Source organism: Bradyrhizobium sp. MV1.5 (genome assembly GCF_055807615.1).
The window spans coordinates 173,631-192,774 of record NZ_JBVVPL010000004.1; the positions used below are offsets into that span (position 1 = coordinate 173,631).

Genomic DNA, 19,144 nt, shown 5'->3' on the forward strand with positions numbered 1-19,144 from the left:
GTGCCCTCCAGCGATTTGCGCTAAATCTGGTTCGTCAAACCCGGCGATGCTTGATTCAGATCAACCCCTGCCGGGGTTAAGCCGCTCCCTGTTGAGCCGCAGGATTTGACGTGGGGACATGAGCACGATGGATACCGCCGTTGCTTCGTCGATACGGCGCGACGAAACGGTGCCAGTCGCGCTGTTGCTGGCCTTCGCGGGCGGCTATCTCGACGCCTATACGTGGATCATCCACGGCGTGATGGCCAATGCCCAGACGGCAAATCTCGTGCTGCTTTGGGTCTATGGCTCGATCGGCGACTGGACGAAAGCGCTTCACTTCGTCCCACCGATCGTTGCATTCGCGGTCGGTATAGTCGTCGCGTCATGGCTGCGCCGGGCGGCGCGAGAGCGCGCCAATGCCATCAGCACGTTGATGGAAATCCTCCTGCTGGTCATTATCGCCGTCCTGCACAATCGCTTGCCGGATCTCGCTGGAACACTTGGCATTTCGTTTGTCGCCGCCGTACAGAGCGCCGCTTTCACGAGGGTTGAGGGCGTGCCCTACAGCTCGGTCATGATCACGGGTAACATGCGGCAGGCGATCGAAGGCATGTTCGCTGTGGCCTCCCGGAATGGCTCGCTGCGACCCCCGGGGATTTTCGCTATGTTGTGCATCACGTTCGGGCTCGGCGCCGCCGTTGGCGCCTTCGCGACCAAGCAGATCCCGAATCTGACGCTCGGCGTTCCCGTGATCGCGCTCCTGATCGTGCTGTTGCGTTGCGAAAGTCCAGGCGACGAGGCCAGCCCATGACCTCATCTGACCGCAGATCGCGCTGGACCTTCCTGTTTCCGCCCGCGACTTGGCTGGCGCAATATCACAGTGGCTGGCTGCGTTCGGACGCGATCGCCGGAATCACCCTCGCGGCTTATGCGATCCCCGTGTCACTTGCCTATGCGACGCTGGCGGGCCTGCCGCCCCAGATCGGCATCTACGGCTACATGCTCGGCGGCATCGGCTACGCGCTGCTGGGGTCGTCCCGCCAGCTTGCGGTCGGTCCGACCTCAGCGATCTCGTTGATGATTGCGGCGACGGTCGGCGCGCTGGCCGGCGGAGACGCGGCGAAATACGCCGAGATCGCGAGCCTGGCCGCATGCGCAGTGGCGCTGCTCTGCCTGATCGCATGGTTGTTCAAGCTCAGCGTTCTCGTCCGCCTGGTGAGCGACAGTATCCTAGTCGGCTTCAAGGCCGGCGCGGGACTTACCATCATGATGAGCCAGTTGCCGAGCCTGTTCGGCGTCGCTGGAGGCGGTCACAATTTCTTTGATCGCGCCATTAAGCTCGCAGGCCAGCTCGTCGGCATCAATTGGCTGGTTCTGGCGATCGGAGCCATCGCGCTCTTGTTCCTGCTGGTGGGAGAACGGCGGCTGCCGGGAAAGCCGGTCGGGCTCACGATCATGGTACTCTCGATCATCCTGGCGGCAGTGCTTGGGCTCCCATCCCTCGGGGTGCCGGTCACCGGCAAAATTCCGGAGGGATTGCCGGCGTTTGGATTACCCAGCTTTGGTCTGTTGGAGCCCGACGAGCTCTTCCCCTTGGCCGCAGGGTGCGTGCTGCTGGCCTACATAGAAGGCGTCTCCGCCGCGCGCAGCTTTGCTGCCAAGCATGGCTATGCCCTCGATGTCCGGCAGGAGTTTTTGGGGCTCGGCGCGGCCAACCTCGTCACCGCATTCGGCCACGGTTACCCCGTGGCCGGCGGGCTGTCGCAATCCGCGGTCAACGACAATGCCGGAGCGCGCACGCCGCTGGCGCTGGTGATCTGCTCGGTGACGCTTGCGCTGTGCCTGCTGTTCTTCACGGGGCTGTTGACGAACCTGCCCAAGGCAGTGCTTGCGGCGATCGTGTTTGCCGCTGTCTACAGGCTGGTGGACATCCGCGCGCTGTTGCGGATGTGGCAAGTCAGCCGCATCGACCTTTATGCCGCGGCTATTGCGCTGCTGGCCGTGTTGCTCCTCGGGATATTGCAGGGCGTCCTGCTGGCGGCCATTGCGTCGATCGTCCTGCTGCTGGCGCGGGCCTCACGTCCTAACGTCGCTTTCCTTGGCCGCCTGCAAGGTACCGGCCGTTACTCCGACAATGCGAGACATGAAGGCGTCGAGCCATTGGCCGGCATCATCGCGTTTCGACCCGAAGCCTCGCTGCTCTACATCAATGCTGAAACGATCCTGCAATCGGTGTTGGACGCGTTGCGCGCCTCAGTCGATATCAGGCTGGTGGTCTGCGATCTCTCGGCATCGCCCTACATCGATCTGGCTGGCGCGCGCATGTTGCACGATCTCTATGACGAACTTGCCGACCGGCACGTCGCATTCTGCATCGTCGGCGCGCACGCGCAATTGCGCGATCTGTTGCGGGCTGAAGGGCTGGCGGAAAAGACCGACAGCGCGGCGTGGCTTCGTTCGCTCGACAGCGTACTTGGGGAAAGCGTGATCGGCCAATCTTCTGATCCCAAACCGTAGGATCCGGTCGACTTATTGGCCGGTCGGCTCTGATGCGATCTCACCTTGTCCTCAATTGGTCACGCAGCAGCGCCTTGGACAGCGCCTTGGACGATGTCGTACCGCAAATTAGTCCGGGCCTCCTCAAGGTGCTCGACCCTTGACTTGGATCAATAGACCGAGGTGAGCGGGCATCACGATCCCGGCCACGACGTCACAAAGATCCGGAGAGAGACATGTCCAAGGACGCCAAGCCAGCAGAGAAGCGCATCGATCAGTTCATCTCCGGGCCCGGCGCACGGGCGGATGATTGGCGCGATCTGGTCGAGGCAGCGAAGGCATGGGTGCGCGGCGGTGACCGTGCGAAGTTTGACGCGGCGTTGGCCGATCTCTCCGTCATTGAAGAGTTTCACGGCTATCCCGGGCTGCAACTGATGGCAGCATTGCGGGAAGCGGCGTCGGCCGGGGATGCGGCGGGTTCACTGAGCCTTGCGACGCGCATCATGCAGGCCCTGATGACGAGATCCTTCCGCCAGCATGCCGGCGATTGGGATCCCAAGGACGACGGCAGTGGCGATGCACCCGAGCTTGCGTCCTCCACTTTCGGCTCACATGCAGCCCGCCGGCCCTATTTCGAAACGCTGATCGTCACCGGCCTCTCCTCCGACAAGTGGTCTGCGCTCGGCGCTGAATGGCGCAAGCTGCGACGGCCGGTGGATTCGTTCGTTTATGAGCCGGTGATCGTCGGCAGCCTAGAGGATGCCTTCTGCGCGACGATGCTCAATCCCGACATCGCGGCCGTCGTCATCAACGAAGGGTTCGGGCTGCGTTCGCGTCACGACGCGCCGATCCTGCGGACCATGACAGCCGGCGCGGGCCTCAATGACGAGGCCGATGCATCCGCGCTCCGGCTCGCGCACATCATCAAGCGGGTACGTCCCGAGCTTGATATCTATCTGATGTCGAACCGCGACGTCGAAAAAATGGCCGGAGACCCCGAAGCCAACGTGGTTCGGCGGATATTCTACTCCATCGAAGAGCTCCTCGAACTCCATCTCTCGATCCTCGAAGGCATCCAGGACCGCTTCGACACGCCGTTCTTCGACAATCTCAAGAAATACGCTCAACGCCCAATCGGAACGTTCCATGCGCTGCCGATCGCTCGGGGCAAGTCTGTGTTCAAGTCGGACTGGATCCGCGACATGGGCGAGTTCTACGGTTTGAACCTGTTCCTGGCCGAGAGCAGCGCGACCACCGGCGGCCTCGACAGCTTGTTGGAGCCGACCGGCACCATCAAGAAAGCACAGGACAAGGCGGCGCGAGCGCTCGGCGCGGATCGCGTGTTCTTCGTAACCAACGGCACCTCGACCTCGAACAAGATGGCAGTGCAGGCGCTGCTCGGGCCGGGCGACATCGCGATCGTCGATCGTAACTGTCACAAGTCGCACCACTACGGCATGGTGCTGGCCGGCGCCCAGCCAATCTATGTCGAAGCGTTCCCCATGACCGAGTATTCGATGTACGGCGCGGTGCCGCTGAACACCATTAAGCAGGCGCTGCTGAACGCAAGGGCCGATGGCCGGCTGGACCGCGTCAAGATGCTTGACCTGACGAACTGCACCTTCGACGGCCACATCTACAACACCCGGCGAGTGATGGAGGAATGTCTCGCGATCAAGCCGGATCTGATCTTCCTGTGGGACGAAGCCTGGTTCGGCTTCGCGCGCTTCTCGCCGTTCTTGCGGCGACGGACCGCAATGGGCGCCGCCAACGAGATCGAGGCCTGGATGCATGATCCAAAATCGGTCGCGGCTTACGAGAAGCAGCAGGCCGAGCTCGGCAAGACCCCCTCGGACGAGGTGCTGCTCAAGACTCGTCTGATCCCTGATCCGCGTCAGATCCGCTTGCGCGTTTACCAGACCAACTCGACCCACAAGTCGATGTCGGCGATCCGGCAGGGCTCTATGCTGTCCGTCAAGGACGTCGAGTTCCACACCGTCGAGCAGCAGTTCAAGGAGGCCGTGTTCACGCACGCGTCGACCAGCCCGAACCAGCAGCTCATCGCCAGCCTCGACGTGTCGCGGCGCCAGATGGAGCTCGAGGGCTATGGCCTGGTCGCCAATGCGATCGAAATCGCGTTCGCGATCCGCAAGGCGGTCAACAGCAATCCGCTGATCTCGAGATACTTCCGGATTCTCGGCGCGGACGCGATGGTGCCGGCGCAATATCGCCAGAGCGGCTTCACCGACTATCTCGCAACAGGCATGAACTGGGCGAGCGTCCTGAAGAGCCTAGACGACGACGAATTCTGCCTCGATCCGACCCGCATGACCTTGGTGTGCGGCACCGCCGGTTACGACGGCACACAGTTCAAGGGCATCCTTGCCAATGACTATAATATCCAGATCAACAAGACATCGCGTAACTCGGTGTTGTTCCAGTCGAATATCAACAACACCCGCAGCGACGTCGCCCACCTGGTGAGGGTGCTGGCCGAGATCGCGGGCGAGGTCGACCGCGGGCTGGTTCAGGGCGGCGCCAATGCGAAGAAGACCTTCGAGGCTCGGGTCAAGAGCCTGATGACCGATGTGCCCGATCTGCCGAACTTCTCCCATTTCCACGACAGTTTCCGTGGCGATGCCGGCACCAAGACCAACGAGGGCGACATCCGTAGCGGCTTCTACTCGGCCTATGACGCAGCGGGATGCGAATATATCCGCCTTGCCGATTCCGAGATTGACCGCCGCCTCAAGGCCGGTCCGGACCTCGTCTCGGCGAGTTTCGTGATCCCCTATCCGCCGGGCTTTCCGATCATGGTTCCGGGACAGGTTATCACCCAGGAGACCATCGACTTCATGCGAAAGCTCGATGTGAAGGAAATCCACGGCTACGACGCCAAGGAAGGGCTGAAGCTCGTACGCGCCGAAGCACTGGCGAAAATCGGCCGGCCCAAGCCCGGTGCGACGCCGAAGCTGAAGGCCGCATCATAAGGGGACTAACATGCAGGGATTTTTCTCGTTCCTCCAGCACAATCCGTATTTGTTGCTGTTCTTCGTCGTCGGGCTCGCCGTCTGGATCGGGCGAGCCAGCATCAAAGGATATGGTCTCGGCATGGTTGCCGGCGCCATCGTGGTCGGTGCGGGCTTGTCGGTCTGGGCGTCGGTCTACGGCGTGAAGCTTGAGCTGAACACGTTCGCCAAGAGCCTGTTCTACTATCTCTTCATGTATGGCGTCGGCCTGCGCGTGGGACCGTCCTTCATCAACAGCCTGAAGGGCGATGGCATTAAGTTTTGCATCCTGGCGCTGGTGTCGAGCGTGCTAGGCTTGGCGCTTGTCGTCATTCTTTCGAAGCTCTTCGCGCTGCCGATCGGCGCTGCCGGCGGCATGCTGGCGGGGTCGCAGACCATGTCGGCCGCGATCGGTTCAGCCGAGCAGGCCATCACCTCGGGTGTCGTCAAGCTTCCCGACGGCATGAAGCCTGAGGATGCTTCGGGCATGATCGCGCTATCCTACGGCATCACCTACATCTGGGGCACGGTTGGCATCATCCTGATCTGCAAGTATCTCCCGCGCTGGTGGGGTGTCGACGCCAAGGCGGCAGCCAGGCAGTACGAGCAGGAGTTCGGCGTCAAGGATCTCGAAGGCGGCGGCCTGACCGGCTATCGGCAGTTCGGCCTGCGGGCCTACCGTCTCGAAAATCCGGCCCAGGTCGGTATGAGCATTGCCAAGTTCCGCACCATCAACCCGGAATACCGCATCGTCAACGTGGTGCGAGGCGGCCAGGCGTTGGGAGCCGATCCCGACGTGGTGCTGCAAAAGGGAGACCTCGTCGCGCTCGGTGGCGCGACTGAGCATCTGACCGACAAGATGGGACTGATTGGGCCCGAGGTTGCCGACGCCAAGGCGCTCGGCATTCCCATGGATCAGGCGGACATCCTCGTCACCAACAAGGAGATGGTCGGACGCACCTTCGAATCCTTCCGAGAGACGGCGCTGGCTGGCCAGTTGCAGGTCACCAAGGTCGAGCGCGGCGGCGTGCAGATCCCGGCCGGTCTCAAGACCGAGCTGCAGCGGATGGATATCATCTCCGTTGTCGGCCTCAAATCGGCCGTCAACGAACTCGGCGACATGTGGGGACGCATTGCGCGTACCAACACTTCGACCGATCTGTTGACGCTCGCCGCCGGCATGATCATCGGCTTCCTGATCGGGATGATCGAATTTCCGGCTTTCGGCGCCAAGATCGGCCTCGGCAATGCCGGCGGATTGTTGCTGTCCGGCGTGATCGTCTCGTCGCTGGTTTCCCGGCTGCGCTTCTTCGGCAACACACCGAACGCGGCGCGCAATGTGCTGGAGGATCTCGGCCTCGTGGTCTTCGTGGCCATCGTCGGTATCAATGCGGGCGCCGGACTCTTGGCGCAACTGACGGGGGCGGTTGCCTTGAAGATCTTCGTCGCCGGCTTCATCGCCTGTACGATCCCGCCGTTCGTCGTCTGGGCAATCGGCTTCCACGTCTTCAAGATCAACCCGGCCGTGCTGATGGGCGGCGTTGCCGGTGCGCGGTCGCACTCCGGCCCGTGCCGCGAAGCCGCGGTGGAGATCCAGAGCTCCGTGCCCTGGATTGGGTTCCCGGTCGGCTACGCCGTATCGGGCATTCTGCTCACCGTGTTCGGCTACTTCGCAATGATCCTGGCTCAATAGCTCGGCGTCAAAACCAGAGGAAAGAAAAGTCATGAGAAAAGTCGCTATCTATGCCGCCCTGGTCGCCTCGCTGGCAGGCGTCGCCGGATTCAGCACGCCATCTCGGGCAGAGACCGGTCAGGTTGCCGTTGTCTTCACCAAGGGCGGATTTGTCATCGGCGTCGGTGGGGGCGAGGGCGTTCTGCTGTATCGCGGCCACAAATACCCCTTCACCGTCTCCGGTATGAGCGTCGGCTTCACGATCGGCGCCTCGACCACCAAGCTGGTCGGTCGCGCCCTCAACCTGAGGGGGCCGGAGTCGATCGAAGGCTCCTATGCTGTCGGCGGCGCGGGCGGTGCTATCGCTGCCGGCGCAGGTGCCGTTCAGCTACAAAACGGCAACGGCGTGATTCTGCAGCTTAGTGGGCCGAAGGTCGGTGCGGAGCTGTCAGCCGCTGTGGGGGGCGTGACGATAGCTTTGAAGCGGTAGAGCGGCAGTCGCGCCGCTTCGGCGGTCGCGGCCCTCGGGCTGAATGGCGGCTGCTTTTCTCATGCACGTAAGTCGGGGGAAGCGGCCGCAAATCAGCGCCAGGTCGGGTGCCAACCGGGTTTCGCGAGGCATCGTCCAAGCGGATCACGGCACCCATATCGAGGGAGGACATGCCATGCTTCGTTATCTCCTAGCTCTTGTTGCGGCCGTCGTTCTTCTCACGGCCACGCTCATTCCTGATGACGCCTATGCTCGCCGCGGCGGTGGTGGCGGCTATCGCGGGGGTGGAGGGGGCATGCGCGCCGGAGGTTTTCATGGCGGCGCTGTTCACGCCGGGCGGATCCATGGCGGAGGCGGACGCCATTACGCAGGAGGTCCGCGGCCAAGCCATCCGATCGCTGGTCGTCCGGGTCGCCCCGGTTACCCCGTTGCGGGCCGTCCCGGCCGTCCGGTCGCCGGCTATCCTGGAGGCTATCCGCGATACGGCTATCGAGGCGCGGCTTACGGTGCTGCTGCCGTCGGTGCGGCCGCCGCGGGCGCTTATGGATACTACAATAACAACTGCAACAATGGTTGCTATCAGGACACGTACGGAAACTGGGTCTGCCCCAACCAGTATCCATACTGAGAATGCGCCGCTGGAGGGCTCTATCATACACCGTCAACATTGGCCCCGGACTCAACGATCGGACCGCACCGGCAGTGCGGCCCGACCACTTCGTCAATATCGCTCCGCGACGAAGTTCATTCCGCGCAAGCTGGCCTGGTCATTGTAGCGTCCCTTGTCGGACCGCTTCGGCAGCTTCACCTTGTCTTTCCTGATCCGCTTGTGCGGGATAGCCTTCAGGATGTGCGCGATGCAGTTCAGCCGTGCGCGCCGCTTGTCGTCGGAGCGAATGATGTACCAGGGCGCATGCTTGGTGCTGGTCTTCTTGAGCATCTCGTCGCGCGCTCGCGAATAATCATACCAGCGCCGAAAGGATTCCACGTCCATCGGACTGAGCTTCCATTGCCGCACCGGATCGTCGATGCGAGCTTTGAAGCGTTGCTCCTGCTCATCCATCCCGACCTCGAGCCAGATCTTGATCAGGATGATGCCGCCGTCGATAGCGTACTTCTCCACTTGTGGACAGAGCGAAAGGAAGCGATCGTGCTCGGCTGGCGAGCAGAAGCCCATGACGTATTCGACGCCGGCGCGGTTGTACCAGCTGCGGTCGAAGATCACGATCTCGCCGCCGGCCGGAAACTGCTCCATGTACCGCTGAAAGAATAGCTGCGACTTCTCGCGATCCGACGGCGCCGGCAGCGCCACCACCCGGAACACGCGCGGACTGACCTTCTCTGTGATCGCCTTGATCGTGCCGCCCTTGCCGGCGGCGTCGCGGCCTTCGAAAAGCACGATGACGCGAAGCTTGTTTTCCCTCACATAGTCCTGGAGGTGGCAAAGCTCGACCTGAAGCTTTTCGAGCTCCTTCTCGTAATCCTTGCGCTTCATTCGCTCTGCAGCCTCGGCCTTTGCCATGCTTCGCGTTCCATTGCCTCGAGTCGGCCAAACCGTGATCAGTCGCCCCAGGAGATGGTGACGCCGATGTCGCCGGGCACGCCGTCCGGGAAGTCGATGACCTGATAGCCGATGCGATAGCCGCGCGGCTTGAGGTATTCGGTCCAGAGCTCGAAGATCTCCTTTGGAATTCCCGTCAGCGTTTTCTCCCAGCCAGCCTCCATCTGGTTGATCGCGCGGCCCTTGTCGGTGCACAGCGTATTCGGGAAGCGATAGACCTGCACTTCGGTCAGGCCGTTGCGAACCGCGCGCTGGATGATGGTCGAGGCGAGCTTGATCTTCTCCTCCTCGGATTTGCCGGACGGTTTGCTCAGCCGTTCGATCAGGGCGCGCTTCTCGGCTTCGGCCGCGGCGGCGAGGCGCACGTATTCTTCGGCCTTTTTGGCCTCCTCGAGCGCGGCTTCCTTGCGGATTTGCAGTGCGTTGGGAATGAGCTCATCGATGCCGGGCATGATTGTGCGTTCCTGGCTTGCTGTGGGATCGGAGTCAGGGCTAGGCTAGGTTTCGCGCCGTTCGGACCTTTGATTCATATCAAGCAATTTTCTCACCTGCGCGGCCAGGGTAACTGAGCGGCGCGCAGAGCGCCCTGATCCCTTCTGTGGAGGCGACCATTGAGCGAGCAACTTCATCCGATGGCCCCGCATCATCTGCCGTTCTATCTCGCGCCGGGAAGCGGGACGGATGTGCTGATGGTGGTGATGGGGATCTTCCTGGTCGGCAGCGTGCTCTGGGTTGGTACGCTATATTGGAAGCTGCACAGCCTGCCGGAACGAATGGCCCACAAGTCGCAGAAGCTTCAGTTCGAGATAGTGGCCGTGCTGGGCATCATCTCGCTCTTTACGCACATGCACATTTTCTGGGTGGCTGGCCTTCTGCTCGCGATGATCGACTTGCCAGATTTCGGCACGCCGCTGCGGAGTATCGCAGGCTCGGTTGAGAGGATCGCCGACGCCGCGCCCGGCGAGGGTCGCGAGCCCGAACTGCCCAGCTTGCCGTCGGTCGAGAAGCCGATCGTCAAGGGGAAGGAGCACAGCCATGTTTGAGCTCATGTTCTGCTCCATCTTGACCATCCTGCCGGACTATCTCTACCGCCGTTATGCCCAAGGCAAACGGTTCGGCAAGGAAATCACCTTCTTTTCCATTTGGTACGAGTTGCGATGGGGCATCACCGGTTGCTTGATGCTCACGGTGTCGCTGATCACCATGATCTTCTACTTTCACCCGTCCACTACTTCGGCGGCGCTCTATTTTCGGACGGTCCCGATCCTGCCTGAAGGCTCCGGCCGCGTCGCGGAAGTCAATGTCGGCTACAGCGAGGCGGTGAAGAAAGGCGATGTGCTGTTCAGGCTGGACAGTTCGAAGCAGAAGGCCGCTTTGGAGACGGCCACGCGCAAGATCGCCGAGGTCGACGCCGCGATGACAAGCGCCGAAAACGACGTGGTCAAGGCCGAAGCGCAGATCCAGGAAGCCAAGGCCAGCCTTCAGCAGGCCAAGGACGAGCTGGACGTCAAGACGGAGCTGCAGCGCCGCAATCCCGGTATCGTCCCGCAACGCGATATCGAGAAACTACAGGTCGTGGTCAACCAGCGGCAGGCTGGTGTGGACTCGGCCACCGCGTCCAAGACGTCGGCGATGTTGCGGCTTTCAACGCTGTTGCCGGCTGAAAAAGCGAGCGGCCAGGCGGCGTTGGCTGAAGCGCAGGTCGATCTCGACAAGACCTTCGTTCGCGCCGGCGTCGACGGTCGGGTCGAGCAGTTCCTCGTTCGGACGGGCGATCTCGTTGCCCAGATCATGCGACCAGCCGGCGTGTTGATACCGGCGGATGCCGGCAGGGGTAGGCTGCAGGCCGGGTTTGGACAGATTGAAGCGGGGGTAGTGAAGGTAGGGATGGTCGCAGAAGCGACCTGCATTTCCAAGCCATGGGTGATCATTCCGCTCCTTGTCACCGATGTGCAGGATTACATCGCCGCCGGCCAGGTCCAGGCTGGCCAGGAATTGATCGAAGCTCAGAATGCACGTAAGCCGGGTTCAATACTCGCCTTCCTGGAGCCGCTGTACAAGGGCGGCCTCGACGGCGTGACGCCGGGAAGCAGTTGCATCGTCAATGCCTATACCAGCAATCACGAAGAGATCTCCGCGAAGGAGACGGGCACAGGTCGGGCAATTGCCTTGCACGTCGTCGATGGTGTCGGCCTCGTGCACGCCATGCTCTTGCGAATTCAGGCGCTCTTGCTGCCGATCAAGACGCTGGTGCTCAGCGGGCACTGAACGGGTCCGCTCTTGGCCTGAATCGCACCGGTTGAGCAATACGCCGCAGCTGAGCCGGGCGGTGCGGCAATGAGCCCGTGCGGCCACCGGACGTTCGATCCATTGTGAGCGCCATATGGTCCCTGCGAAAATGCCGATCTGGCTTCGTTCCCTCATTGTCATCAGCGCTGTTGTGCTCGTGCTAGGGGCCGGCCTGGTCGGCTACCGCTGGTACTCTCGCCCGACGACGCTGACCATCGCGGTCGGATCGCTGGATGGCGAAGCCACACGGCTGGTATCGGCGTTGGCAAGCCGGCTTGCCGCCGTGAACGCCCCGGTCCGGCTCAAGCTGGTCGAAACCACCAACGCGGTTGATGCTGCCGAGCAGTTTGCGGCGGAAAAGGTCGAGCTTGCTGTCGTCCGCGGCGACGTCGGCGACCTATCGCAGGCGCAGGCCATCGTGGTTCTCGCCCATGCCGTTGTCCTCTTGGTTGCGCCGCCGGGCTCGGCAATTACCGATATCGCCGGGTTGAAACGCGCCAGTGTCGGCGTGATCGGCGGCGAGATAAATCGCAACATCGTCAACGTGCTCAACGACGAATACGGCTTGGCTCGGGCCAACGTGACATTTCGAAATCTCCAGCCGGCAGACGCGCGGCGGGCACTCGATGCCAAGGAGGTCCGGGCGATTCTGATCGTCATTCCCCTTGCCGAAAAATATCTGGCGCTGTTGCGTGGTCTCTTTCTACAGTCCCCGAAGACCGCGCCGGTCCTCCTTCCCGTCGAGGCGGCCGGTGCCATCGCGGAAAAGCAGCGCGCCTACGAAAGTTTCGATGTCCCAAAGGGAACGTTGCGTGGCTCGCCTCCCGTTCCGAGCGACGATCTGACCACATTGCGGGTCTCCTTCTATGTGGTCGCGCACAAGCAGCTTGGTGCTGAAGTAGCCGGCAGCTTGGCCGACGCACTGATGAAGGCACGCAGGGATCTGCTGGGGGAATTGCCGATACTTTCTCAAATGACCGCGCCGAGCACGGATACGGACGCGTTTCTCCCGGTCCATCCCGGCGCTGCGGCGTTCTACAACGGCACGCAGCAGAGTTTTCTGGACGAATGGGGAAACATCATCTTCCTCGCGCCCATGATTTTCGGCGGCCTTATCTCGGTGTTGGCGGCGGCCTGGAAATTCCTTCGGGTAGGTGATCCCTCGAAGGACGAGCGGGGGCTGGACCTGCTGTATGCGTTGGGTGTGCGGATACGCAGGACCGAGGCAGCAGCCGAACTGTCCGATATCGAGGCCGAAATCGACCGGGTTCTCCAGGCTCAGCGCGCCAAAGCCGCGGCAGGAGACGAGAATGCGCTCGATGTCACGACCCTGAATGTCGCCGCGCATCGCCTTCAGAGCCTGATTCACGACCGTCGGATCCTGCTGTCCGCGCACGGACATGAGCAAGCGCTCGGTCAGCCAGTTGACCGAACCTGACGGTGATCACTCCAGATCAAGTCGAATCACGGCCGAACCCAAGCTCAGCTACCTTGATCTTGATCAAACCCTCCGGCCGCCAACCCCGTTTCCTTCAGAAATCGCGTCATGCGAAGGGTGCGGGACATTCGGGGATAGCGGACGGGCAATGAAGCGCCGTGAGTTCATGGCCTTGGTCGGGACTGCAGCTGCTGTTCCGGTCTTCGCGCGCGCCCAGGACGGGGCACCGCGGCCGATGCCGTCGGTCGGCGTGCTGACTGGCAATTTGGTGGGCGATGGCGGCGCTCAGATGCGTGTCAATGCCTTTCAGCAGGGTCTCGCCGATCTCGGCTGGATCGCCAATCAGAACTACCGGCTCGATGTGCGCTGGCCGGGCTCCAATCCGACATGGCAGGAACATGCAGCTCGCGAACTTGTTGCCGCGAGACCCGACGTGCTGTTTGCCACCAGCACGGCGACGACACGGGCGCTGCGGGCTGCAACGCAGGTCATTCCGATCATCTTTGTCGGGCTCTCGGATCCGGTCGGGACAGGCCTCGTCGTCGATCTGGCAAGGCCGACCAGCAATCTTACCGGCTTCTCGCTTTACGAGCATGCCATGAGCGGGAAATGGCTGAGCCTGTTGAAGGACATGGTGCCCAGCATGAGCAGTGCGATGCTTCTGTACAATCCCGAGACCGCGCCATATGCGCCCCTTTATCTTCAGGCCGCACACCAGGTGGAAAGTCGCCTGCGCATGACGGTTACCGGCGCCTCCGTCCGCAGCGGCTCCGAGATCGCGGGGGTCATCGAGGCGGCGGCGCGGAATGGTAGCGGGCTCGTCGTGCTGCCGGATGGCGGTTTCTTCAGTACTCAGAGCGCCATGGCAATCCCGTTGCTGGCCCAGCGCCGCGTACCGGCGATCTTCGCCGTCCGCTTCTATGCTGTGAATGGCGGGCTGATGTCTTATGGCGCCGACCTGACGCAACAGTTTCGCGACGGCGCTGGCTATGTCGCTCGCATCCTTCGCGGCGCCGAGGTCCGCAGTCTTCCGGTGCAATTCGCCACAAGGTTTGATCTCGTTATCAACGTGAGAGCCGTCCACGCGCTTGGGCTGGCGATCCCGGAACGATTGCTGATGGAGGCTGAGCTGATTGACTAGCTTGCTCGGGCGTCGCGGGGGATGAGGCAGCGTTTCGTTGATCTCGATCAACAAACGCCAGCTCTCGGGTCTGATGATCGCCGGAACATGTGTATGGAGGATCTGATGTTTTGCTGCGGCAGGACCTTGATGGCGCTTGCGCTCGTGATCGCGATTCCGCTGGCGGCGGTGGCGCAGACCGCAGATAAGGCGCCGGCCTCCAGCCCGCAGCAGGAAAATCCCCCCGCTCAAGCCGCAGAGCTTCTGAAACCGGAGCAGCTCGAAGCTCTGGTCGCGCCGATTGCGCTCTATCCCGACGAACTGCTTGCCAACGTGCTGGCGGCTTCCACCTATCCTCTGGAAGTCGTTCAGGCCGATCGCTGGCTGAAAGAGCGCAAGACTCTGAAGGGTGATGCCCTGAAGACTGAAGTCGAGAAGCAGCCGTGGGATGACAGCATCAAGGCGCTGGCCTCGACTGCTGAGGTCCTGGCCATGATGAGCGACAAGCTCGACTGGACCAAGGCGCTGGGCGACGCCGTGCTCGCGCAGCAACCGGATGTGATGGATGCGGTCCAGCGTCTGCGGACCAAGGCCTTCGACAATAAGAAGCTGGTGACCACCAAGCAGCAGAAGGTGAGCGTCAAGACCGAGGAAAGCAGGCAGGTGGTCGTGATCGAGCCGGCGGTTCCCGATACGATGTACGTGCCGTACTACGAGCCTGCGACAGTCTACGGAGCGTGGCCCTACACCGAATATCCGCCGTATTACTTTGGCTATCCCTCCTACATCGGCGCAGGTGTCGTCGCGGCTGGTCTTGCATTCGGCACGGCCTGGGCCATCGGTCGCTGGGGCAATTATTGGGGCGGCGGCTGCAACTGGGGCAACCGCAACGTCTATATCAATCACCGGACCGCGAATATCGGAAATGGCTGGCAGCACAATCCCTCGCATCGCCAAGGGGTACGCTACAACAACGCCAACGTTCAGCAGCGCTTCGGCAATAGCAATCTGAAGGCCGGCGCCGCCGACCGGATGGATTTCCGCGGCCGCGACGGACAGCAGAAGCCGGGACAGGATCGGCCAGGTGCGGGAGATCGCGCAGGAGATCGTGCCGGCGACCGCGCAGGTGATCGAGGCGGTGACCGACAAGGCGCGGGGGATCGTGCCAAGGCGGGGGGCGATCGTGCGAAAGGTGGTGGCGATCGCGCGGCCAAGGGTGGTGGTGCCAAGAATGCCGGCGCAAAAAGTGCCAGCCCTAAAGCGGGCGGTACCAAGGGCGGCGGTGGCGCCAAGGCCGCGAACCGCGGTGGTGGCGGCGCCCTGAACGTGTCGTCGGGCCGCTCGGCGGCTGCAGCATCGGCCCGTGGCCAGGCGAGCATGGCGAGCATGGGACCGCGCGGTGGCGGCGGCGGAGGCGGAGGTGCGAGCTTCGCCGGCCGAGGCGGCGGCGGAGGCTTCCAGGGTGGAGGTGGCGGAGGCCGCGGTGGTGGTGGTGGCGGCGGCGGACGGCGTTCCGATATCGCGCTGAAGCATCATGTCGTTCTGCTCGGCCATCTCGCAAGCGGCCTTGGTTATTACCGCTTCAGCTATATCGGCAGCGACAAGGCCTATGTCGGCGTCATTGCGCAGGAAGTCGAGGACGTGAAGCCGGTAGCCGTCACCCGCGGAGCCGACGGCTATCTCAGGGTCTATTACGAAAAGCTCGGTCTGAAATTCCGTACCTATCGCGATTGGCTCGAGAGCGGCGCGCGGATTCCTGCGGGGGTGACGCCATGATGGGTTTGAAGTCGCTTCTTGGTGCGGCGTTGCCGGCCATCATGGCGCTGGCGCTCCTGAATTCGCCGTCCCTGGCGCAGCAGTCCTATCGGACACCGGAGGATGCGGCAGCGGCGCTCGCTGCCGCCGTCAAGAGCGGGCCGGACCGGGCCATCCTGAAGGTCCTCGGCAGCGCTGCCGAGGACATCGTCTCGTCCGGTGATGAGGTCGCCGACGTCGACATCCGGAAACGCTTCATCTCGATGTATGACGCCAAGCATTCGGTCAAGACAGAGGGTAACAAGAAGGCGATGCTGATGTTGGGTCCGGACGACTTCCCGTTCCCGATCCCGCTCGTCAACACCAAGACCGGCTGGGAATTCGATGCCGCCGAAGGCCGCATCGAAGTGCTGTATCGCCGCATCGGCCGCAATGAGCTCGACGCGATCCAGACCAGTCTTGCCTTTGTCGATGCCGAGAACGACTACGCTGACAAGGATCGCGGCGAGGGGGCCGGCGTGTACGCACAGCGCATCGCCAGCAGCGCGGGCAAGAAGGACGGGTTGTTCTGGCGCGACGACAGCGACCAGAGCCCACTCGGCGCACTGGTAGCGCAGGCTTCGGCTGAAGGGTACCAGGCCGGGGATGGCCCGGAGCCCTATCACGGCTACTATTTCCGCATCCTGAAAGGGCAGGGCTCGAACGCGCCAGGCGGCGCGCTCAACTACGTCGTCAAAGGCAAGATGATCGGAGGTTTTGCGCTGGTCGCCTGGCCCGCCGAGTACGGCAATTCCGGCGTCATGACCTTCCTGGTCAATCATGCGGGCGTTGTCTACCAGAAGGATCTCGGGCCTCGGACCAAGGTCCTCGCTGCCCGCATGACCGCATTCGATCCGGACCAGACCTGGAAGAAGGTCGATAGTGCAAAACCCTGAGCGACGCACGCAGATCTTGCGCCGGCTTCTTTGTCGTCTGGCATCCTGGTGTCGGTCGGCGGCGGGGCCGCCCTGATCGGCGGCATCAATGGTGCCCAGTTGCGTAACGATAAGGGCGTCACGATGGTGCTGCAGGGGCCAAAGGGCGGGTAGGAATTTGCCGCCAACCTCGGCACGATCATGATCTCGATGAAGCGAGCGAAAGGCGGAACGATGGTGACGGCCTCGTACCGCTATTGCGCAGAAGACTGAGCGGAGATTGGCATCTCCAACTCGAAAACGGAGCCCCTGACGTCCGACTTGACTAGCCTCAGCCTTCCTCCGCACTTTGCGACCAGGTTAGAGGAGATGGCCAGTCCCAACCCCATACCGCCTTGCTTCGTCGTGAAGAAAGGGTCGAAGATGCGCTCTTGATGACGCGGTGTGATGCCAGTGCCTGAGTCCTCGACCGACAAATGGACGGTTGTGCTACCATCGAGGGCGGTTTTCAGACGGAGCTGCCGTTGATCGGCGGGGACAGAACTCATTGCGTCAATCGCGTTCTTGCAGAGGTTCAGGACAATCTGCTGAAGCTCAGTGCCGTCCAGGGCGACTGGAGGTATGTTGCCCTGAAGCTCCGTCGCTACTGATACACCATTGGCCAGGAGATCGTGCTTCAAAAGTCTCAGCGTAAGCTCGGCGATATCCTCGACGTTTGCCGAAGCGCCGCCGTGTGCCGTTTTGATTGTCATCTCTCGAATGCTCGAAATGATATCAGCGGCCCGGCCGCCGTCAGCTTCGATGTCACAGAGGATGTTCTCGAGTTCCTCCAGTTCAGGGGAGACAGCCCGCAAGTGGCTCAGGCCCGTCGCAGCATTGAGCGAGATGGCCCCCAACGGCGATCTCAGCTCGTGGGCGATCGCGCCAGTGACCGCGTCGATGCTGAGAAGCCGGTTCGCTCGTTCGCGCCGCTGCAGGGCGATGACGCTGGCAAGGCGGGAATAGATAAACATCGTTTCGATGAGCAATACGGTCAGCAACATGCAACTGCCGACCAGAACGAAACCGCGTGCTGCGTACCAACCGATGGTGAACCGAACCGAGCTGCCGATGATTGCTACCAAAAAGTTCGGCAAGTAGGCGAGCAAAGTCACCATCAGCCAAAGGTCAAGAATGGTGCGCATGCGCGCAAACAAAACGGTTAGAGCAGTCACATTCCATATCAAAAGTATCAGGTTGACCTGATTGCCAAGCGGCGTCTGATGCCTGACGTCGTTCACATAGAAGCTGGGGAGAAGCTCGGCTTTCGCGGTCACTAGCCACGCCAGACCTGCTATCGCGATGGCGATACAGCTGATGGCAAATGCGATGCTCGCTCGTGCAGGTCTGCCTGGTCTGCCGACAGTCGAATGATCCTTCGTGAACCCGTAGACCAGGATCGCCGCGGGAAAGGCTGTGTGCCAAAACACGTACAGCCAAGCGGGGCTGTTCAGTCCATCCCCGATGACACCAGCGGGAGCGTAGCCGTTGGGAAAGGCGAGCGTTTGCAAAAATGCAAACGATCCGCTGAAAACATATCCACTTGCCAGTGCGAGAAGTGCCCGCTGAGGCTGGATCGCAAATTGCGCAAACAGCAGGGCTGCCGTGATGAACTCGGCCAGGCCCAGAGCGGTCTGTAACACCGGAACAAAGCCATTGATCTGGCCCAGCTGGATTGTCGCGAACGGCGCGATACTCGCTGCAGCGACAATGAGCAAGACGGCGACCCCCACCGCCCAGGCCTTTTGGCGAGGGCTTGCAGGCATGTTGGCGATGATCAATGGGAATTCTTGCTCATCGTCGTGAGCTGGCCCGGCGGCCGTGTTGGCGCGCCGCTGTACGGCTTGCGGAATACCCGGCCCTGATGCCGCCGCACCGCCCACAAGTCCCATGAACTTGCGCTGGCTCATGCCGTCTCCGAGTACCCACCGGAGGATAGTTTACGCGTCCTGACCTCGTTGGATAGTCCGGAAGAGCGGCAAATGCCTCGGCGATCTTTCCGGTTCGGCCGCTGTCGGATCGACATCGGACATGCCAGTCGGAAGACTGACGCACTGAAGGCCGAGGCTGCCGCTTGTTGCGAGCGCCGTGGACGCCGATCAGGAGGCAGAGCGCACATTCGAGCTTGAGGACAAGCTCAGGGTTGCCGAACGAACCATTGCCGATCTGCGTACCGAGCGCGACAGGGCCAACGAATTGGTGTCGAACATGGTGGAGCACGTCGGCGATGCCGACGCCACGATCGAGCGGTGGATTGAGGCATTATAGGTCGGCTTCGCCTCGGCTGTCTTCCGATCGGCAAGACCGCGCCAGTAAGCCTCCAGCGTCTCGTCATTCGGGCCGCGACCCTGCTGGCCTTGGTACCCGTGCGGTCGGTGGC

The 19,144-nt window shown here is 62.1% G+C and carries 17 protein-coding genes; 13 read left to right on the top strand and 4 right to left on the bottom strand.

The window, feature by feature from the left end:
- Positions 1-118: 118 nt before the first annotated feature.
- The 5 genes from AC0L2J_RS05860 (at position 119) to AC0L2J_RS05880 (ending at position 7,648) form a co-directional block, all read left to right on the top strand.
- Positions 119-793 carry a YoaK family protein gene (locus AC0L2J_RS05860; RefSeq protein ID WP_473387796.1) on the top strand — a complete coding sequence of 225 codons (675 nt, stop codon included), beginning with the start codon at positions 119-121 and terminating at the stop codon, positions 791-793.
- A complete protein-coding gene (locus AC0L2J_RS05865) occupies positions 790-2,499 on the top strand; it encodes a SulP family inorganic anion transporter (protein ID WP_473387799.1) in 1,710 nt (569 codons plus the stop codon). The genes AC0L2J_RS05860 and AC0L2J_RS05865 overlap by 4 nt, the downstream gene beginning before the upstream one ends.
- 215 nt (positions 2,500-2,714) lie before the next feature.
- A complete protein-coding gene (locus tag AC0L2J_RS05870; RefSeq protein WP_007610036.1) occupies positions 2,715-5,468 on the top strand; it encodes a decarboxylase in 2,754 nt (917 codons plus the stop codon).
- Between the two features lie 10 nt (positions 5,469-5,478).
- Positions 5,479-7,179, top strand: a complete 1,701-nt coding sequence (locus tag AC0L2J_RS05875; RefSeq protein WP_007610038.1) for an aspartate:alanine exchanger family transporter — start codon at positions 5,479-5,481, stop codon at positions 7,177-7,179.
- Positions 7,180-7,210: 31 nt separating this feature from the next.
- The gene (locus AC0L2J_RS05880) at positions 7,211-7,648 is read left to right on the top strand and encodes a hypothetical protein (protein WP_007610039.1); all 438 of its coding nucleotides are present in this window, start codon (positions 7,211-7,213) and stop codon (positions 7,646-7,648) included.
- Positions 7,649-7,838: 190 nt separating this feature from the next.
- Here AC0L2J_RS05880 and AC0L2J_RS05885 read toward each other — a convergent pair whose 3' ends face one another.
- Complete coding sequence (locus AC0L2J_RS05885) at positions 7,839-8,012, bottom strand: hypothetical protein (RefSeq protein WP_198287833.1); 174 nt, start codon at positions 8,010-8,012, stop codon at positions 7,839-7,841.
- On the opposite strand from AC0L2J_RS05885, the gene AC0L2J_RS05890 reads away from it, so the two are divergent.
- Positions 7,944-8,276, top strand: coding sequence for a hypothetical protein (locus tag AC0L2J_RS05890; RefSeq protein WP_473387900.1), 333 nt, complete (start codon positions 7,944-7,946; stop codon positions 8,274-8,276). The two genes, AC0L2J_RS05885 and AC0L2J_RS05890, sit on opposite strands and share 69 nt — an antisense overlap.
- A 93-nt stretch (positions 8,277-8,369) precedes the next feature.
- Here the strand turns inward: AC0L2J_RS05890 and ppk2 are convergent, their stop codons facing one another.
- Positions 8,370-9,170, bottom strand: coding sequence for a polyphosphate kinase 2 (gene ppk2 / locus AC0L2J_RS05895; protein WP_007610041.1), 801 nt, complete (start codon positions 9,168-9,170; stop codon positions 8,370-8,372).
- A gap of 38 nt (positions 9,171-9,208) precedes the next feature.
- The gene (locus tag AC0L2J_RS05900; RefSeq protein WP_007610042.1) at positions 9,209-9,661 is read right to left on the bottom strand and encodes a hypothetical protein; all 453 of its coding nucleotides are present in this window, start codon (positions 9,659-9,661) and stop codon (positions 9,209-9,211) included.
- Positions 9,662-9,841: 180 nt separating this feature from the next.
- On the opposite strand from AC0L2J_RS05900, the gene AC0L2J_RS05905 reads away from it, so the two are divergent.
- The 6 genes from AC0L2J_RS05905 (at position 9,842) to AC0L2J_RS05930 (ending at position 16,746) form a co-directional block, all read left to right on the top strand.
- The gene (locus AC0L2J_RS05905) at positions 9,842-10,252 is read left to right on the top strand and encodes a hypothetical protein (RefSeq protein ID WP_007610043.1); all 411 of its coding nucleotides are present in this window, start codon (positions 9,842-9,844) and stop codon (positions 10,250-10,252) included.
- Positions 10,245-11,477, top strand: a complete 1,233-nt coding sequence (locus AC0L2J_RS05910) for an HlyD family secretion protein (protein ID WP_007610044.1) — start codon at positions 10,245-10,247, stop codon at positions 11,475-11,477. Before AC0L2J_RS05905 ends, AC0L2J_RS05910 begins: the two co-directional genes overlap by 8 nt.
- 115 nt (positions 11,478-11,592) lie before the next feature.
- A complete protein-coding gene (locus AC0L2J_RS05915) occupies positions 11,593-12,936 on the top strand; it encodes a TAXI family TRAP transporter solute-binding subunit (RefSeq protein ID WP_007610046.1) in 1,344 nt (447 codons plus the stop codon).
- Entirely contained in the window at positions 12,899-14,077 is a 1,179-nt protein-coding gene (locus AC0L2J_RS05920; RefSeq protein ID WP_473250776.1) for an ABC transporter substrate-binding protein, read from the top strand. The genes AC0L2J_RS05915 and AC0L2J_RS05920 overlap by 38 nt, the downstream gene beginning before the upstream one ends.
- Before the next feature lie 105 nt (positions 14,078-14,182).
- The gene (locus AC0L2J_RS05925) at positions 14,183-15,832 is read left to right on the top strand and encodes a DUF3300 domain-containing protein (RefSeq protein WP_473387902.1); all 1,650 of its coding nucleotides are present in this window, start codon (positions 14,183-14,185) and stop codon (positions 15,830-15,832) included.
- A complete protein-coding gene (locus AC0L2J_RS05930; RefSeq protein WP_473387803.1) occupies positions 15,829-16,746 on the top strand; it encodes a DUF2950 domain-containing protein in 918 nt (305 codons plus the stop codon). Before AC0L2J_RS05925 ends, AC0L2J_RS05930 begins: the two co-directional genes overlap by 4 nt.
- A gap of 233 nt (positions 16,747-16,979) precedes the next feature.
- On the opposite strand, the gene AC0L2J_RS05935 is transcribed toward AC0L2J_RS05930, so the two are convergent.
- Positions 16,980-18,674, bottom strand: a complete 1,695-nt coding sequence (locus tag AC0L2J_RS05935) for an MASE4 domain-containing protein (protein WP_007610058.1) — start codon at positions 18,672-18,674, stop codon at positions 16,980-16,982.
- A gap of 178 nt (positions 18,675-18,852) precedes the next feature.
- Here AC0L2J_RS05935 and AC0L2J_RS05940 point away from each other — a divergent pair, with 178 nt between their 5' ends.
- On the top strand, positions 18,853-19,032 hold the full coding sequence (locus AC0L2J_RS05940; RefSeq protein WP_063994261.1) for a hypothetical protein: 180 nt from the start codon (positions 18,853-18,855) through the stop codon (positions 19,030-19,032).
- Positions 19,033-19,144 lie beyond the last annotated feature (112 nt).

What these genes read in the sequence shown, in the direction of transcription:
- AC0L2J_RS05900 (WP_007610042.1), bottom strand. Translation starts at nt 9,661, where the DNA reads ATGCCCGGCATCGATGAGCTCATTCCCAACGCACTGCAAATCCGCAAG.
- AC0L2J_RS05875 (WP_007610038.1), top strand. Translation starts at nt 5,479, where the DNA reads ATGCAGGGATTTTTCTCGTTCCTCCAGCACAATCCGTATTTGTTGCTG.
- AC0L2J_RS05880 (WP_007610039.1), top strand. Translation starts at nt 7,211, where the DNA reads ATGAGAAAAGTCGCTATCTATGCCGCCCTGGTCGCCTCGCTGGCAGGC.
- AC0L2J_RS05890 (WP_473387900.1), top strand. Translation starts at nt 7,944, where the DNA reads ATGCGCGCCGGAGGTTTTCATGGCGGCGCTGTTCACGCCGGGCGGATC.
- AC0L2J_RS05925 (WP_473387902.1), top strand. Translation starts at nt 14,183, where the DNA reads ATGTTTTGCTGCGGCAGGACCTTGATGGCGCTTGCGCTCGTGATCGCG.
- AC0L2J_RS05865 (WP_473387799.1), top strand. Translation starts at nt 790, where the DNA reads ATGACCTCATCTGACCGCAGATCGCGCTGGACCTTCCTGTTTCCGCCC.
- AC0L2J_RS05915 (WP_007610046.1), top strand. Translation starts at nt 11,593, where the DNA reads ATGGTCCCTGCGAAAATGCCGATCTGGCTTCGTTCCCTCATTGTCATC.
- AC0L2J_RS05860 (WP_473387796.1), top strand. Translation starts at nt 119, where the DNA reads ATGAGCACGATGGATACCGCCGTTGCTTCGTCGATACGGCGCGACGAA.
- AC0L2J_RS05930 (WP_473387803.1), top strand. Translation starts at nt 15,829, where the DNA reads ATGATGGGTTTGAAGTCGCTTCTTGGTGCGGCGTTGCCGGCCATCATG.
- ppk2 (WP_007610041.1), bottom strand. Translation starts at nt 9,170, where the DNA reads ATGGCAAAGGCCGAGGCTGCAGAGCGAATGAAGCGCAAGGATTACGAG.
- AC0L2J_RS05910 (WP_007610044.1), top strand. Translation starts at nt 10,245, where the DNA reads ATGTTTGAGCTCATGTTCTGCTCCATCTTGACCATCCTGCCGGACTAT.
- AC0L2J_RS05885 (WP_198287833.1), bottom strand. Translation starts at nt 8,012, where the DNA reads ATGGCGTCCGCCTCCGCCATGGATCCGCCCGGCGTGAACAGCGCCGCC.
- AC0L2J_RS05905 (WP_007610043.1), top strand. Translation starts at nt 9,842, where the DNA reads ATGGCCCCGCATCATCTGCCGTTCTATCTCGCGCCGGGAAGCGGGACG.
- AC0L2J_RS05870 (WP_007610036.1), top strand. Translation starts at nt 2,715, where the DNA reads ATGTCCAAGGACGCCAAGCCAGCAGAGAAGCGCATCGATCAGTTCATC.
- AC0L2J_RS05920 (WP_473250776.1), top strand. Translation starts at nt 12,899, where the DNA reads ATGAGCAAGCGCTCGGTCAGCCAGTTGACCGAACCTGACGGTGATCAC.
- AC0L2J_RS05935 (WP_007610058.1), bottom strand. Translation starts at nt 18,674, where the DNA reads ATGAGCCAGCGCAAGTTCATGGGACTTGTGGGCGGTGCGGCGGCATCA.